The sequence below is a fragment of the Streptomyces sp. NBC_01352 genome (assembly GCF_036237295.1).
Lineage (GTDB): Bacteria > Actinomycetota > Actinomycetes > Streptomycetales > Streptomycetaceae > Streptomyces > Streptomyces plumbiresistens.
Map to the genome: position 1 here is coordinate 10158605 of NZ_CP108354.1, position 16221 is coordinate 10174825.

12 protein-coding genes and 3 pseudogenes are annotated in these 16221 nt (G+C 69.2%); 3 read left to right on the plus strand and 12 right to left on the minus strand.

Annotation, left to right across the window (positions count from 1 at the left end):
• Positions 1–141 precede the first annotated feature (141 nt).
• Positions 142–2748 carry a family 78 glycoside hydrolase catalytic domain gene (locus OG252_RS46605; protein ID WP_266445512.1) on the minus strand — a complete coding sequence of 869 codons (2607 nt, stop codon included), beginning with the start codon at positions 2746–2748 and terminating at the stop codon, positions 142–144.
• Positions 2749–3143: 395 nt separating this feature from the next.
• On the opposite strand from OG252_RS46605, the gene OG252_RS46610 reads away from it, so the two are divergent.
• Positions 3144–5957 carry a family 78 glycoside hydrolase catalytic domain gene (locus OG252_RS46610; protein ID WP_443068462.1) on the plus strand — a complete coding sequence of 938 codons (2814 nt, stop codon included), beginning with the start codon at positions 3144–3146 and terminating at the stop codon, positions 5955–5957.
• Between the two features lie 63 nt (positions 5958–6020).
• Here the strand turns inward: OG252_RS46610 and OG252_RS46615 are convergent, their stop codons facing one another.
• A complete protein-coding gene (locus OG252_RS46615; protein ID WP_266445518.1) occupies positions 6021–6647 on the minus strand; it encodes an NAD(P)-dependent oxidoreductase in 627 nt (208 codons plus the stop codon).
• A gap of 300 nt (positions 6648–6947) precedes the next feature.
• On the opposite strand from OG252_RS46615, the pseudogene OG252_RS46620 reads away from it, so the two are divergent.
• Positions 6948–7037: pseudogene (locus OG252_RS46620) on the plus strand (hypothetical protein); the annotation flags it as partial.
• 156 nt (positions 7038–7193) lie between these two features.
• On the opposite strand, the gene OG252_RS46625 reads toward OG252_RS46620, so the two are convergent.
• From OG252_RS46625 to OG252_RS46660, 8 genes are all read right to left on the minus strand, one after another.
• Positions 7194–8180 (minus strand): aldo/keto reductase, encoded by a 987-nt coding sequence (locus OG252_RS46625; protein ID WP_329344072.1) that lies wholly within the window; start codon positions 8178–8180, stop codon positions 7194–7196.
• A 120-nt stretch (positions 8181–8300) separates the two neighbouring features.
• Positions 8301–9260 carry an amidohydrolase family protein gene (locus tag OG252_RS46630; protein ID WP_329344075.1) on the minus strand — a complete coding sequence of 320 codons (960 nt, stop codon included), beginning with the start codon at positions 9258–9260 and terminating at the stop codon, positions 8301–8303.
• Between the two features lie 62 nt (positions 9261–9322).
• Positions 9323–10909: a Na+/H+ antiporter gene (locus OG252_RS46635; RefSeq protein ID WP_266445521.1), complete on the minus strand. Its 1587-nt coding sequence runs from the start codon at positions 10907–10909 to the stop codon at positions 9323–9325.
• A gap of 67 nt (positions 10910–10976) precedes the next feature.
• Complete coding sequence (locus OG252_RS46640) at positions 10977–11348, minus strand: DUF2255 family protein (protein ID WP_266445523.1); 372 nt, start codon at positions 11346–11348, stop codon at positions 10977–10979.
• Positions 11349–11406: 58 nt separating this feature from the next.
• The gene (locus OG252_RS46645; RefSeq protein WP_329344079.1) at positions 11407–11529 is read right to left on the minus strand and encodes a hypothetical protein; all 123 of its coding nucleotides are present in this window, start codon (positions 11527–11529) and stop codon (positions 11407–11409) included.
• Between the two features lie 262 nt (positions 11530–11791).
• A complete protein-coding gene (locus tag OG252_RS46650; RefSeq protein ID WP_329344081.1) occupies positions 11792–12808 on the minus strand; it encodes a zinc-dependent alcohol dehydrogenase family protein in 1017 nt (338 codons plus the stop codon).
• Positions 12809–13144: 336 nt separating this feature from the next.
• Positions 13145–13486 carry a carboxymuconolactone decarboxylase family protein gene (locus OG252_RS46655; RefSeq protein ID WP_266445531.1) on the minus strand — a complete coding sequence of 114 codons (342 nt, stop codon included), beginning with the start codon at positions 13484–13486 and terminating at the stop codon, positions 13145–13147.
• Positions 13487–13556: 70 nt separating this feature from the next.
• Entirely contained in the window at positions 13557–13928 is a 372-nt protein-coding gene (locus tag OG252_RS46660) for a hypothetical protein (protein WP_329344084.1), read from the minus strand.
• A 278-nt stretch (positions 13929–14206) separates the two neighbouring features.
• Between OG252_RS46660 and OG252_RS52510 the strand changes: the two are divergent.
• Positions 14207–14787 (plus strand): annotated as a pseudogene (locus tag OG252_RS52510) (helix-turn-helix domain-containing protein); the annotation flags it as partial.
• Between the two features lie 183 nt (positions 14788–14970).
• Here OG252_RS52510 and OG252_RS46675 read toward each other — a convergent pair.
• Positions 14971–15267, minus strand: a pseudogene (locus tag OG252_RS46675) (alcohol dehydrogenase catalytic domain-containing protein); the annotation flags it as partial.
• A gap of 27 nt (positions 15268–15294) precedes the next feature.
• Positions 15295–16164 (minus strand): helix-turn-helix domain-containing protein, encoded by an 870-nt coding sequence (locus OG252_RS46680; RefSeq protein ID WP_329344088.1) that lies wholly within the window; start codon positions 16162–16164, stop codon positions 15295–15297.
• Positions 16165–16221 lie beyond the last annotated feature (57 nt).

Sequence of the window (16221 nt, forward strand, 5' to 3'; positions counted from 1 at the left end):
GGTTGGTGGCGCGGTCGGCTGTGGTTCGCCGAGGTGAGCGGCGGAGCGGCTGGGAGCGGCCGGGCATGCCCTCGGCGCCGTGGCGGCGATGACGGCCGGCCCCCGCTGCGGGGGCCGGCCGTCATCGCCGCCACAGTGGGCCTAGAACGTGATGACGTGGGTCCCCGGTCCCAGGACGACGGGTTCGCCCACACGGAACTCGCATTCCGTGTCCGCCGGGACGACGACCTCGTAGCGGATGGCGCCGTCCTCGCGTCGCCACGACGACGACGCGAGGCCGAAGGGAGTCTCGAGCGTCGCTCGTGCCCAGTCCAGCCGGTCGTCGATCACCGGTTCCACGACGAAGCGCTCGTAGCCGGGGTGCGATTCGAGCGGACGCAGGCCGGCCACGTACCGGTGCAGGAACCCGATGACCGCCCCCTTGCTGTAGTGGTTGAGCGAGCCGCTCGGGGTGCCCTTGGCGTCGATGCCGTCCCAGTGCTCCCAGATGGTGGTGGCGCCGCGGTCGATCATCGTCAGCCACGAGGGCGAGGTGTCCTGGAAGAGCAGGTCGAACGCGACATCGGCACGACCGTTGTCCGCCAGGACCGGCAGCAGCATCCCGGTGGACAGGAAGCCCGTCGACAGGTGTGTGCCATCGGCCCGGATCAGTTCGACGAGGTGCTCGACCGCCGACGGCACGAGGTGCTCGGGGATCAGGCCGAACCGCAGCGCTCTGACGTAGGTCGCCTGGCTGTCCCGCGCCAGCCGACCGTCGGCGCCGATGAATTCGGTGGCCCAGGCGCGCTCCACGTTCGCCGCGAGCTCGGTCCAGCGCGCCGCGTCTTCCGTCTTGCCCAGTACCTCCGCGGTCTTGGCGAGCAGACGGGCGGAGTGGGCGAAGTAGGCGGTGGCGACGATCGAATGCTCGCCCTCGAAGAGGGCGATCTCGACTCCTGGCTCCAGCCATTCCCCCCAATGGAACCCGGTGTCCCAGAGGAACTGCTCGTGTTCGGGTGCCTCGGGATGCGCCTCGATCCGCTCCGGCGCTCGCGCCGTACGCGCGGTCGTCTCGACGAACTCCAACCACGCGACGGCCGACGGATACTGACGCGCCAACACCTCGCGATCCCGGTACGACTGCCACATCTGCCACGGTACGGAAACCGCCGCGTCGCCCCACCCCGACGAACCCTCGACCCCCCCGACCGCCGCCTCCGGAGACGGGACGTAATTCCTGACCATGCCGTTCGGCACCTGGTCGGAGGCCAGATCCTTCAGCCACTTGTCGGTGAACCCGGCGATGCCGTCGAGGAAGGCCGCCGTCGACACGAAGACCTGATAGTCGCCCGTCCACGCCGCCCGCTCACGCTGGGGGCAGTCGGTCGGCACGTCACACGCGTTGGTCCGCCAGCTGCGCACCGCAGCCTCGTGCAGCAGTTCGATGCGGCGGTCACTGCAATGGAAGGTGCCGGTAGGGCACAGATCCGTACGGACTTCGACGCCGTGGAGGTTGTCCGTGCCGAGAGGTCCTGGCAGGCCGTCGATGGCAACGTACTGGAACCCGTGGGTCGTGTGGCGCGGTTCGAACGCCTGGCCGTCGCCGACGAAGACCACCGAGTCGATCTGGTGGAACGGAAGCAGGACACCAGAGCCCATGTCAGGACGCAGATGGTCGGTCGTGACGTCACCGTCGGCGTCGAGGGCCTCGCCATGGGTCAGCACGATCTCCGACCCGGGACCTGCCTCGTCAAGGTGGATCCAGCCGCTCGTGTTCTCGCCGAGGTCGACGATGTGCCGCCCGCCCTCGAGCGTCGTCACCGACACAGGCGTGATCGACCGGACGCGGCGAACCGGAGGTGCCGGGGTCGCGCACAGGCGGCTCCAGTCGGCGCACAGCGGATCCGTCGGCTCGAGTACCGGCTGCCAGTCGCGGCGATCCCAGCGGAAGCCGTCCGTCCGCTGCACCACCCGCTGTCCGTCGAGCAGGTCGGCCTCCGTCGAGTCGGAGACGGTGGAGCCCCAGCCGAGGCCGGTACCGACGACGGTCGTGGAACCGTCGGTGTGGATGACTTCGAACTGGGCGAGGAACGCCGTGCGGTCACCGAAGTTGTCGTAGGTACGGCTGTAGCCGAACAGGCCGCGGTACCAGCCGTCGGAGAGAAATGCGCCCAGGTCGTTCGCGCCTTCGTGCAGCACGGTGGTCAGGTCGTAGGTCTGCACCTGAAGGTTCGACCGGTAGGCGGTGAAGCCCGGGGTGAGCTCCTGGTCGCCGATCCGCTGACCGTTGACCACCAGCTCGTAGATGCCGTGGGCTGTGACGTAGGCCCGGGCCGAGGTGATCGGCCCGGGCAGTTCCACATGCGAGTGCAGGGCGTAGACGGGCCGATGACCGGGGTCGGGCACGTTCTGCTCATGGGGCCGGATCCAGGAAGCCGACCAGTCGCTCCGCTCCAGCAGCCCCATCTCCCAGAACGCCGGAGCCGACCAGTCGCTCTCGCCGAGGTCGGTCCACACGCGCACCCGCCACTCGACGCGTTCGCGGGCGGACGGCTCAGGGCCCGTGTACGGGACCAGTACGCGCTCGGCGGATCGCACGACGCCGGTCGACCACTCGCCCGCCGCTATCTCGTACGCCGTCTGACGCGTGGCACCGACGGGCAACTGCCACGACAGACGTGGGCGGGCGACATCCGTGCCCAGGACGGCGTCGTCAAGGTGCTCGAAGCGCAGCCGGTGTGGTGCGTCGGTCGTTGTCTGCTCAGTCATGAGGGCCTCCGTTGCTCGGACAACGTTCTCGGGCACACCAGGTTTCTGTAACGTTCCATACCGAGGCTAGGCAGTGGAGCCGGGAGTGGTCAATAAGATGCGCTGGTGTTGCGAGGCGGCGCTTCGTCAAGGACAAGAGTCGTGGGCATCGAATGGACAGGTCAAGGCAGCTGTCCTTCGGCGCTTGTTGAGAGAAGGAGCCTGCGGTGGCTCCGCCAGAACGGTGGACTCGACCACCGACGCCTTCCTAAGTCGAGGCAGTTGTGGAACGATACAAATGATCGGGCTCCCTTCGACACCGCTCATTCCGAGAGCTCGCAAGGGTGTTTCCACCGGGCAACGCGTACACCCCCGTCCCGGATCCCATCCGTCTGCCGAGAAGTCTGGAGACCCGCATGGTTGTGGCTGCCGCTCCCCGCGCACCTCGATTCGAGCACCACACGGACGGTTCTCCCGTGCTCGGCGTGGGGACTGGTACCCCCCGCTTGTCGTGGACGGTTCCGCAGGCCGACGAGGGCTACGAGCAGACGGCGTACGAGGTCGAGATCAGTCGGGGCGGTAACCGTGAGAGGTACCGGGTGGACAGCGGCGAGCAGGTGTTGGTGCCCTGGCCGGCCGAGCCGCTCGCGTCCCGGGAGTCCGCCCGGGTGTGGGTCCGTGTCGCGCACAAGGAGGAGTGGAGCGAGTGGGGGGCGCCGGCAGTCGTGGAGGCCGGTCTGCTCGATGTCTCCGACTGGTCCGCTGCCTTCGTGAGCCCGACCGGCGTCGGTGATCTGCACGCGCCCGCGCCGGTGCTGAGCGGCTCGCTGGACGTGCCGGGCGAGGTGGTCAAGGCCCGGCTGTACGCCACGGCTCACGGTGTGTACGTCGCCACGCTCAACGGCCGCCGTGTCGGCGACCTCGTCCTGACGCCGGGGTGGACCGCCTATCGGCACCGGCTGCGCTACCAGACGTACGACGTCACGGACCTGGTCCGCAGCGGCCGCAACGAGCTGGACTTCCTGCTGGGCAACGGCTGGTACCGGGGCCGGCTCGGTTTCCGGGGCGAGCGCGCGCTCTACGGTGACCGACTCGCGCTGCTGGCGCAGTTGGAGGTCACGACCGCCGGCGGACGGGTGCACGTGCTGGCGACGGACGGTTCGTGGACAGCGCGCGAGAGCGAGGTACTCGCCGACGATCTATACGACGGCCAGCGCACTGACCTACGGCGGCGGGGCGCAGGCCGGCGCCCAGCCACCGGCGGAGTCGAAGTGACCGAGGGCGACACCACCCGCCTCGTGGCGTCGGACGGGCCCGGCGTGCGGGTCAGCTCTCTGCTCTCGCCCGAGCGGGTGTGGACCTCACCGGCGGGCCGGACGCTGGTCGACTTCGGCCAGATCGCCGTGGGCTGGGTGCGGTTGCGCGTCCGCGGTCTCGCGCCGGGCAGCGAGGTCGTCGTACGGCACGCGGAGGTCCTGGAGGAGGGGGAACTCGGCACCCGTCCCCTGCGCACGGCCAAGGCGACTGACAGTTACCTCGTCGCGGGCACAGACGGTGAGGTCCTCGAACCGTTCCTGACGTTCCACGGCTTCCGGTACGCGGAGGTGTCCGGTGTGCCGGGCCTGCGCGGTGAGGACATCGAGGCGGTGGTGATCGGGTCGGACCTGCGGCGTACGGGCTGGTTCAACTCCTCGCACGAGCTGCTCAACCAGTTCCACGACAACGTGGTCCGCAGCATGCGCGGCAACTTCGTCGACGTACCCACCGACTGCCCTCAGCGCGACGAACGGCTCGGCTGGACCGGCGACATCCAGGTATTCGCGCCCACGGCGGCCTTCCTCTTCGACACCGCGGGCTTCCTCCACTCCTGGCTCGCCGATCTGGCAGCCGAACAACAGCCCGACGGATCCGTCCCGTTCGTGGTGCCGGACGTGCTGCGCACCCCGTCCCCCAGCGCGGCGGCCTGGGGCGACGCCGCGACGGTCGTGCCGTGGGTGCTCTACCAACGCACCGGGGACCGCGGCGTATTGGAGCGGCAGCTGCCGAGCATGTGCGCCTGGGTGAACCGGATGACGGAACTCGCCGGCCCCGACCGGCTGTGGACGGGCGGCTTCCAGTTCGGCGACTGGCTGGACCCGACCGCACCGCCCGAGGACCCCTACCGGGCCAAGGCCGACCCCGACGTGGTCGCCACCGCACACCTGGCCCGCTCGGCCGAGATCGTGGCCGAGGCGGCCCGAGTGGTGGGACAGAGCGAGGTGGCGGACCACCACGCAGCCCTGGCGGCCGAGGTCCGCGAGGCATTCGCCCGTGCCTTCGTCACGCCTGCCGGCCGTGTCCTGTCCGACGCGCAAACCGTCTACGCCCTGGCCATCGAGTGGGCACTGCTGCCCGGCGAGGAGCAGCGCAAGGAGGCAGGCCGACGGCTGGCGGACCTCGTGCGCGCCGGCGGTTTCCGCATCGGCACCGGGTTCGTGGGCACCCCGCTGGTGACCGACGCACTGACCTCGACCGGACATGCCGGTGTCGCCTACCGGCTGCTGCTGCAGACGGGCTGCCCCTCGTGGCTCTACCCGGTGACCATGGGCGCGACCACGATCTGGGAGCGCTGGGACAGCATGCTGCCCGACGGCAGCCTCAACCCCGGCGAGATGACCTCCTTCAACCACTACGCGCTCGGCGCGGTCGCGGACTGGCTGCACCGACGGGTCGCCGGCCTCGCCCCGGCCGCACCCGGCTACCGCGAGATCACCATCCACCCCGTGCCGTGCGTCGCGCTGACCTCCGCCTCGGCCCGCCATCTCACTCCGTACGGCGAAGCCCGCGTGGGCTGGACACGCGCCGACGGCCGGTTCCGCCTGGAGGCGCAGGTTCCCGTCGGGACCACCGCGCAGGTGCGGCTGCCCGGCACCGACGCGCATGAGACCGTCGGGCACGGCGAACATCGCTGGGAGGTGCCCGACCCGTTCCCGACCTCACTGGAGCCGCGTACGCCGGTCACCGTCCGCGATGTGCTCGACGAACCGGCGACCTGGTCCGCGGTAGCCGCTGCGGCTGTCCGGACCGGTGTGGCCCCCGGCGGCGATGCGGAGGCGGCCCGTCAGCTCGCCGCGCACCTCGACGCGCCCGCGACGGATCTCGCTCGCGCCCTTGCCCCGCAGGAGTTCTCAGCGGGCGCAGACGCCTTCCAGCATGAGGTCGACGCCATCCTGGGGTCGCACTCCGCCTGACGTGCCGCCGATCCGGCACATGCCAGCACATGCCATGCAGCGCCGACCGGCTGTATCCATCGACTACTTGGTGAGCACCGCGGTGCGCCGTGACCAGGAGCCCTCGGCGGCGGCGCTGAGCAGGAACGCGGCGACATCGGCCCGGGAGATCCTGGGTACGCCGGGCAGGCGGTCGAGCTGCTTCAGGTCGATGGCCTGGACGGTCGTGGCCGGCTTGTTGGTCAGCAGCACCGGGTAGACGAGCGTCCAGTCCAGGGCGGAGGCGGTGAGGATGTGTTCGCCCGCGGCCTTGTCGGCGAAGTTCGCCCTGCCGCCCTTGTAGAGGAACCGGAGGATCCCTGAGGCCTTTGCCAGGGACTCGCCGACGCCGAAAGCCGACATGATTACCACGCGCTTGGTGCCACTGGCCTCGGCGGCCTGGACGAGCGCGTGGGTGCTGTCGGTGATCAGGTTCGCCGGATCCTTGGCCTTGCCGATCCCGAGGGTGCTGACCACCGCGTCCACGCCGCGCATGGCCTCGGCCAGCGCATCGGCGTCACGGACGTCACCAGCGACCGCGGTCACGCGCTCGCGCTGGGCGAGCTTGGCCGGGTCGCGCACGAAGGCGACCACCTCGTGTCCGGCGGCGGTGGCCGCGTCCGTGAAGAGGCCGCCGGTCGCGCCGGTGGCGCCCAGGAGGAGAAATCTCATTGCAGTCGGTCCTTCCAGGAGCCTCGACGGCTCTCGTTTTACGAATCTGGTCGTGCGTCGCGCCGCGCATCCGGCACGGGGATCGGCTCCCGCCTGTGGTGGAGGCAGTCCGGGCAGCTCCATCCACTGCCGACGGAACCTCTCCGCGCAGCCGGCAGCTGGTCGCGCTGACGACGACTCGTCCGTCCGGGAGTGCATTCCGATAGTGACACTTTACTGTAAAGGTGAAACTTGGTGTCAAGTTAGATATGGTGATTCGATGTCGATAGTTAGCGTTATCGGCGCATACCACCACCAGAGATCGGCCGTGACGGCTTCATCCGGGTCACCGTCAACGCCCTCGCCGCCGCGGTCGGCGTGCCAGGCAGCACATTCCTGCGCTACTTCGCCAGCAAGGCACAGGCCGTCCTCGGCGCCTTGGACGACCGGAGAGGGACCCGCTCGGCTCTCGCGCGGGTGTGCGGCTCGCTACCGGCGGAAATGGCTGCGAACGGGTGCCGCCACGGAAACCGGTGTACCCGTGCGCAGATTCCTTCCGCTCGACTGCTACTTGTCGACCAGCGACATGTGGTGCTCGTTGTAGCGGTCTCCCTGTACCCCGACCCGACCGGCGAGTTCGTCGAGGTCCGCCAGTTCGTCGGCGGAGAGCGGCAGTTGGGTGGCGCCGATGTTCTCGTCGATGCGCGTGACGCGCCGCGTTCCGGGAATCGGAACGATCGACGGATGCTGCGCAAGCAGCCAGGCGAGCGCGACCTGCCCCGGTGTGGCCTCCTTGGCCTGCGCGAGCGTTGCGACGTGCTCGACGAGGACCTGGTTCGCCGCCCGATTCTCGGGCGTGAACCGTGGAATGGTGGTGCGGACGTCATCGGCCGCGAACGACGTCGACGCGTCCACCGCCCCGGTCAGGAACCCCTTCCCGAGGGGGCTGAAGGGCACGAATCCGATACCGAGCTCCGCGCACGTCGGCAGGACCTCCGCCTCGGGATCGCGGGTCCACAGCGCGTACTCGCTCTGCACTGCGGTCACAGGGTGGACCGTGTGTGCACGGCGGATGGTCTCCGCACCGGCCTCCGAGAGCCCGAAGCAGCGGACTTTGCCCTCCCGCACGAGTTCGCCCACCGTGCCGGCGACATCCTCGATCGGGACCTCCGGGTCAACGCGGTGCTGGTAGAAGAGATCGATCGTCTCGACCCCGAGCCGTTCGAGGGAGGCCGTGGCGACGGCACGGATCTGCTCGGGCCGGCTGTTCAGGCCGGCGGGGGCACCGTTCTCGATGCGGAACCCGAACTTGGTGGCGATCACCACGTGGTCACGTACCGGAGTGAGGGCCTCTCCGACGAGCTCCTCGTTGACGAAGGGGCCGTACACCTCTGCGGTGTCGAAGAACGTGACCCCGCGATCGACGGCGCCACGGAGCACGGCGATCATGTCGGCTCGATCACCGGGGTTCGGGCCGTAACTCTGGGACATTCCCATTGCGCCGAGGCCGATGGCGGATACCCGGAGGTCTCGTCCGAGCGTTCGCGTGTGCATTCTTCCTCCTTGTTGATGTCAACACCGACGGAGCTCGTCGAGGAGCTTCCCGCGCTGGATCCGCATTCCTACATGTGAGCGGTCTACCGGGAAGGGCTGGACGGCGTCGCCTGACGCCGTTCACCGCGCCGTCCCCGGGAACAGGCGCTGGGCGTTGGTCCTCGTCAGGGAACGCCATGTGGTCCCCTCCACAGGTGACTCGGCCGCGTCGATCGCCGCGATGTGGGCGTCGGCCAGCGGGGGAGGCGTCCAGCAGTAGTCGCTGCCGAACAGCACACGGTCCGGATCGACGAGCTTCAGCAGCGCGGGAACCTGGCGTGGGAAGGCCGTGCCCGCCATGTCGTAGTACAGGCCGCTAAGTTGCTGCACCGCATCGATGTTGGGCGGCTGCTGAGAAGGCAGGAACAGTCTCATGAACTCGTTGATGCGGTCGGCCAGGACGGGAACCGCGCCACCGCAGTGCGGAACGATCACCTGCACGTGCGGATGGCGCGTCAGGACGCCTGCCATCACCAAATCCGTGACCGTGCGGGCCGTGTCGAAGATGTACTCGGCCATCGGCCGAGGTCTGCCGAGTGCGGACTGTTCCCAGCACACCGGTGAGGTGGGGTGCAGGAAGACCACGGCCCGCCGCCGGTCGAGTTCCGCGAAGACCGGGTCGAGGCGCTGGTCGCCCAGGTACACACCGTGTGTGTGACTCTGCAGTGCCACGCCGTCGGCGTCGAGTTCGTCGAAGGCGAATCCGATCTCCTCCAACGAGCCGTCCACGTCCGGCAGGGGAAGCGACACGAAGTTGCCGAAGCGGCCCAGGTGGTCTCGGGTCAGCTCGGCGGTGTACTCGTTGACGCGCCGGGCGAGGAGGCGGGCCGCCTTGTCGTCGCCGAAGTGCACGCCGGGAGAGGACATGGACAGCATCGCGGTCTCGATGCCGTTGCGGTCCATCAGGTCCAGATGCGCTTCCACGGACCACGACGGCCACCCGTCCATGCCATCGGGGTGGGCGTGGCCCGCCGCGGTCGCCTGCTGGACGTAGAAGTCGGGAAGGAGGTGGGCGTGGACGTCTATGAGGCCGGAGGACATGGCAGGGGGATTCCTTCCGTAGGGCCTCGCGCCGAGGCCGGGTGCCGGAGGCCGGACTCGGTTCACTCCACCTGCTCGCGTCCGGCCAGCCGCACCTCTTCGTTGTCCAGGGCGGCCTGGAGGTGACGCAGCACGGTGTCGTCGATCTCTCGTTCGTCGCGCAGACGTACGACGGTTGCGCGTCTGTGCGCGATCAGGGCGAGGCGGAGGTCGGTGTGGTGGCGGTTGTGGAGCAGGGCGGGATCGTCGTCGCTGCCCGCGCCCCTGGCCCTTACGGTCGCCAGGTGGGCCTCGTACTCCTGGCGCAGCCACTCCACGACCTTCGGGGTGGTGCCCAGCTCGGCGGCGAGTCGGGGCATTGCCTCGATGGCTTCCTCGGTCGCCCTGGTCTCGGCGAGGACCTGCTCGTCGTCGACGGACGTGTCGCGCGGCAGCCGGGCCCAGCGCACCACGCCCGGCAGCAGCAGTCCCTGCACCACGAGTGTCACCACGATGACGCCGGAGGTGACGAAGACGATGAAGGCACGGTCGGGGAAGGGCACACCCGAGTCGAGGGTCTCCGGCACCGAGAGCGCCACGGCGAGCGACACCGCGCCCCGGAAGCCCGCGAAGCCGCTGACGGTGCGTGCCCGGTGACTGATTCTGCGCAGCCGTTGCTCAGGACGGCGGTCGATCACGCGGATCAGGTAGGCCGAGGAGAACAGGAACGTGAACCGGACAACGATCAACACCACGCTGACCACTCCCACGGCGATCAGGGCGTCTTGGAGGTCGGACCGGTTCAAGTGGCGCAAGGCGTACTGGAGTTCCACTCCCACCAGGACGAAAAGCGTGCCGTTGATGATGAAGGTGAGCAGCGGCCAGAAGGCCAGCGCCTGGCGACGATGCTCGGCGCGGATCAGGCTGGGAGCCACGTGGGCCATGATCAGCCCACTGACGACGACCGCGAGGACACCTGAGGCGTGGATCAGCTCGGCGAGCAGATATGCCGTGAACGGCGCCAGAATCATGACGAGATTGCCCAGCAGAGGATCGTCCAGGCGGCGTCGCAGATTCATGTTGACCCAGGCGACCACGATGCCCATGGCGGCCCCACCGCCGTAGGCCAGGAGGAACAGCGCGCCCACGTGCGGAAGGGTGAGGTGCTCCTCGCCGACCGTGAGACCCACCGCCAGGCCGAAGATGACCAGCGCGGTGCCGTCGTTGACGAGGCTTTCGGCACGCAGCACGGTGACCTGACGGCGCGGCAGCGAACGGGCCAGGACGCCGACCGCCGTCGCGTCGGTCGGAGCCACGGCTGCGCCCAGCGCCCACGCCGGTCCCCACGGCAGTCCGAGCGCGTGCCCGGCGACCGCCACGGCCCACGCGGTGAGGATCACCAGGACCGTGCTGAGCAGGACGATGCCCCGCAGGTTCGAACGGATCTCCCGCATGGACGTGGTGAGGCTCTCCCAGTACAGCAACACCGGCAGGAAGAGCAGCAGTACCACTTCCGGCGGAAGTTGGGTCTGGCGCACGGCCGGGACCAGTCCGAGAAGAGCACCCACGACAAGCAGCACGACGGGCGGTGCGACGCCGAAGCGCTGTGCGACGACCTGGCCGACCAGCACAGCCACACCCAGCAGCACGATGAGTTCGAGACCGAGCATGGCGCCTACTCCTGTGTCGGGCGGAATGCCGAGGGGAGTTCAGTGGCCCCCACCGGTGACGTCCTGCTCATCTGGGCACCAGCCTCAGCGTCGTCGAGCGTGCCGCCACCATCGGGTTGACGTACGCGCCGCCGAAGCGGCCGTACTTGGTGCGGTACGCGGTGTCGATGCGGTCGTTGATCTCGGAGTCCGTCACCTCGACGAGGGTGACGTTCTTGTAGACGCCGCCGGAGCGGATGTGCCCCTCGTGGCTTGCCCGGGCCGCGCGCCACCAGCCGCCGTGCGTACCGCGGAAGGAGCGGACGTACAGGTCGTCACCGTCGCGGACGACCCAGATCGGCACCGGCCCCCGTGGGGTGCCGTCACGCCGGAGCGACACCATCTCCAACTCGTCGGCCTTGGCGATGCGGTTGAGCTCGTCGCTCGTCCATGTCGGCATCGGCGCTTCTCCGAATTCTGGGATGCGGTGAGGAATGGCGGGCAGTGCGGACCTGCAGTCAAGTGAGAGTGGTGGCGAGCGGCTCACCGAGGTAGGTACGCGTGACGCCGAGCGAGTCATCGAGGACGCGATAGTCGGTGATCAGTCCGTCGGCGACGGTGTACCGGCCCGGTACCAGCACCGACCGTCGGCCTCCACCATGGTCCGCAGCTCGAATGCGAGCGGCTCGACGGCTGCGAAGAACGCGGTGAGGGACTGACGGATCTCCGCCGGCCCGGTGCGGCACCGGTGCGAAGTGGGACATGACCCGCTCTGTCTCGCGGGTGCCGAAGGCCTCGAAGCAGGCCTTGACGGTGGCGATCGCATCGCTGGTCATGACGGTCGGTCCGTTCTGCTCGGCCGCGATGGCGGGCGCGACTGCCGCTGGCCGCCGGGGCTTCATGTCACGGACGTAGTAGCGCCTTGATGGCGCGGCGCTCGTCCATGGCCTTGTAGCCCTCGGCGACCTCGTCCAGGGACAGGGTGAGGTCGAAGACCTTGCCCGGGTTGATACGGCCGCTGAAGACGCGGTCGATCAGGTCGGGAAGGTAGGCGCGTACAGGGGCGGGACCACCGCGCAGACCGACGTGGGAGAAGAAGAGCTGCAGACCGTCGATCCGCACGTCGTGCGGCATGCCGACGAAGCCGACGTTGCCACCCGGGCGGGTGGACTGCAGGGCCTGTTGCATCGACTGCTGCGTGCCGACGCACTCGAGTACGGAGTCGGCGCCGACGCCCTTCGTCAGTTCCTTCACGCGGGCGATGCCTTCCTCTCCCCGCTCGGTGACGATGTCGGTGGCACCGAACTCCAGGGCCAGCTTCTGCCGGGACTCGTGCCGGCTCATGGCGATGATGCGCTCGGCGCCCAGTTCCTTCGCGGCGATGACGCCGGACAGGCCCACCGCGCCGTCGCCGACGACCACCGCCGTCGAACCGGGTTTGACCTCGGCCGCCTTGGCGGCGTACCAGCCGGTGCCCATGACGTCGGAGAGCGCCAGCAGGTCCGGGATCAGCTCCTCGGCCGGCTGCTCCGAGGTGGCGACCAGGGTGCCGTCGGCGAGGGGGATGCGGACGTACTCGGCCTGACAGCCGGTGACCCACTGCGCGTGCCGGCAGGAGGTGTGGTAGCCGGCCTGGCAGATCGGGCAGGTGTTGTCGGAGGCGACGAAGGAGCCGATGACGAACTGGCCCGGCTCGACGCCCGATACGTCGCTGCCGACCTCCTCGACGACACCGACGTACTCGTGGCCGATCGGCTGCGGCTCGGTCACCGGCAGGACGCCCCGGTAGCTCCACAGATCCGAGCCGCACACGCAGGCGGCGACGGTGCGGATGACCGCGTCCGTCGGTGCCATGATCTTCGGTTCCGGGGCGCTCTCCACCCGGATGTCACCAGGCGCGTGAATGATGGTTGCTCGCATGATGCCTTCTCAGTTCTTCTCGGGTCTGTCGTGGCGTCAGGCCGCGTACGGGTGCTGACGCGGGGGCCGTGGTAGTCGTCGTCCGAGACGTGCTCGAGCCAGGTGGTGTCGTCGTCCGTCTCCCACGGAGTCAGGAGGATCATGAACTGGTCGGGTGTGGCACCGTGCCAGTGCTCCTCACCCGGGGCAGGTGGATGACGTCGCCGGGATGAGCTTCGATGATGTCGCCGCCACGCGAATCCCGGTCCTTGGGGCCGTGCTGCCGCCGGGCAGTGAGACGGCGGTACGTGTGGGGGCAAGCCGCGCGCTGTGGGGTGCCGGCGGTCAGCAGAGGTCTCAGCCGGACTGGCCGGTTTGGCCCGACTCGTCCACCATCTCCTTGAGCTGGGTCATCGCGGTCATCGCGTTGGGCCATCCGGCGTAGAAGGCCAGATGCGTGATGGCCTCGATCAGCTCGTCCTCGGTCACGCCGTTCTCCAGCGCCTTGCCGAGGTGGAAGCCGAGCTGGTCATTGCGGTACAGGGCGGCGAGAGCGGTGACGGTGACCAGGCTGCGGTCGCGCGGGGACAGACCCGGCCGCTCCCAGATGTCGCCGAACAGGACCGTGTCGGTTACCTCGGCCAGCTTGGGAGCGAATTCCTGGATCGCCGGCGGCGCGAACTTCTTCCGTTCGGGCATGGTGGGGCTCCTAGCGTGTGTTTCAGGGATTCAGGCCGCCCGGTCCTCGGCCGGAGGCTCGTTCAGTTGCTCACCGAAGGGCGAGTGAACTCGGCGAACGCCGTCGGTCCGCGGCCCGATCGAGGGCATCCGGCTGAGGCAGGCCGTGGCGGCCGCGCTGCCCGCCACAGTCTGCAGCGGGCAGCGGGCAGGGGGCGAGGCGTTCGAGGCCGGTGAAGGAGTCGTACCGGGCGATCTCGTCAGCACCGCGCGACTCCCATGTGTCGCCGAGTCCGTCGTGCGGCAGAACGGCGATGTCGGTGGCGCTGTCGGCGCCCTCACTCCCGCCCTGGCGGGCGGTGCCGAAGCCGTGCTCGGCCAGTCGCCGGGCGCGGGTGCCGGGAGTGGAGAGACGACCGGCAAGTGTCAGGCCATTGCCGAGGAACCTGACGTCCGTCCGCACTTTCTTTTCCCGCCTCCTCCGCCTGCCCCGTGGAAATACCGCATGCTGGTGACGTTCGAAAAACAATTACGCCCCAGGGTTGGCGACCCTGCCTGTTCGGGTGAATGCCCTCCATGGTCCTGTCCTGGTCACCGGCCGCGTCATCGACCCTGCCACCATCGCACGGACCCGCAAAGGGGAGAATTCCATCCTGGCAATGACTTATCCAGGGGAGGAATCCTTACCCCCCTCGCGAAGACTGAGCGGTGCGAGACGGGTGGTCATGACCAGCGACGCGCATGAGGGCCGAGTCGAGCCCGCGCACGGTCGGCCTGCCCGACACCGGTGGCCCCCGGCGGGTGCCCGGCCTGCCCCGGGAGGAGGTCGCCGCCCTGCTCGCCGCCGTAAGCACCGACTACTACACGCGGCTGGAGCAGGGCCGTATCCAGCCGTCCGCACAGGTGTTGGTGGCTCTCGCCCAGGTTCTGCATCTGGGCAAGGATCAGCGTGACCACCTGTTCCAGCCGACCGGCCGACACGCGACACGCCCCCGCCGCCAGGCCGCACAGAGGGTGCAGCCACAGTTGCGCCGCCTGCTCTACGACCTCATCGCGACCCCGGTGTGGTGATCGGAACTACGTCCGTATCCTCTTCGTCGGCTCCTCCACGAGGACGTTGTACGCGGATGGGTGGACCGTCGCCGGCGTGCGTGTCCCATCTGCGCACGCTGGGCGCCATGTACCCGGGCGACCCACGGCTGACCGGTCTGGTGGGCGAACTCTCCATACCGGACAAGGACTGCGGGCATTGGTGGCGAGGTCACCACGTGGCGTCCCGCACCATGGGCCTGAAGAGGTTCCACCACCCCGTCCTCGGCGAACGACGGACTGCCCACCCTCGCCTCGTGGGCCGACGTCGGCTCGGCGCGTCCGCAGCCGGTCGCCAGGCGCGCGGTCAGACCGCTCGTCGGCAGCGACGCGGCCTGCGCGTCGGTCGCGTCGTGGGGAGCGCGGACGACCGAGTCCGGCGGCACCACGAGCTGCTCGGCGTAGGCTCCGTGCGTGCCGTTGGGGAGCACGATGACCATCGCGCGGTCGCCGACCCTCAGATCCGCGTCCGACCCCGGGCCCATCCGGTCCACGACCCCCGCGGCTTCCATGCCGGGAAGGAACGGCGGCTGGGCGTCCGGCGGTCCGGAGGGCCCGCCCCGCTGCAGGGCGTCCACCGCGTCGACGGTCGCGGCGTGCACTCGGATCCGCGCCTCGCCCGGACCCGCCTCGGGGATGGGCAGCTCCAGGACCTGAAGCACGTCCGGTCCGGCGAATTCCGTGAAACCCACAGCAAAGGCGAGCGATGCCATACTCCCGGATCAGATGCCGGGGAAGGCCTACGCGACGGTGCCGGACGCCGTCCGCTTCTGGTCCGCGGCCCAGGAGGCCAGGAGGCGCAGCCCGTCGTGGGACGGGGAACCGGGTTCGGCGTTCCACACGATGATGTGCTGGTCGGGGTCTGTGCCACACGTGAGCGTGTTCCAGTCGAGGGTCAGTTCGCCCACCACCGGGTGACGGAGCTTCTTGACGCCCTTGCCCCGCATCGCGACGTCATGCGCCGTCCACCACTCGCGGAACTGCGCGTCACGGGCGGAGAGCTCCTCGACCAGAGCGGTGAGGCGCTGGTCGCCGGGGTAGCGCGCGCTCTCCATGCGCAGTTGGGCGATGGCCAGCCGGGTGACCTCCTTCCAGTCGGCATACAGCTCGCGCATCCAGGGTTCGGTGAACAGCAGCCGGACGAACACGCGTTCCTGCTCCGGGTAGCGCCCGAAATCGGCCCACAGGGCGGCGGCGAGCTGGTTCCAGCCCAGGATGTCGGTGCGCCGGCCGATGACGAAGGCCGGGGAGGCGGTGAGATCGTCCAGCATGCGCTGCAACTGCGTGTCCACCTGCTGGCGGTCGCCTGACGTCGGCGGGCGCACTCGCTCTTTCGCCGCGAGGTCGAAGAGGTAGGTCCGCTGGTCGTCGTTCAGGCGGAGCGACTGGGCGATTTCGTTCAGGAGGGGAGCCGACGCCTGGAGGCGGCCCTGCTCGATCCGTGTGTAGTACTCGGTGCTGATCGACGCGAGAAGGGCCACCTCCTCACGGCGCAGACCGCTCACACGCCGCCGTTGCCCTCCGCGGAGTCCGACTTCGGAAGGGCTGACCTCGGCACGGCGGGCCTTGAGGAACTCACCCAGCTCGTTCAGATGAGGGTCGCGATTCATGATTTGCAGCCTCGCACAAAAGCTCGGCGGTTGTGAGGGGGAGAAACCCCGCCGCTA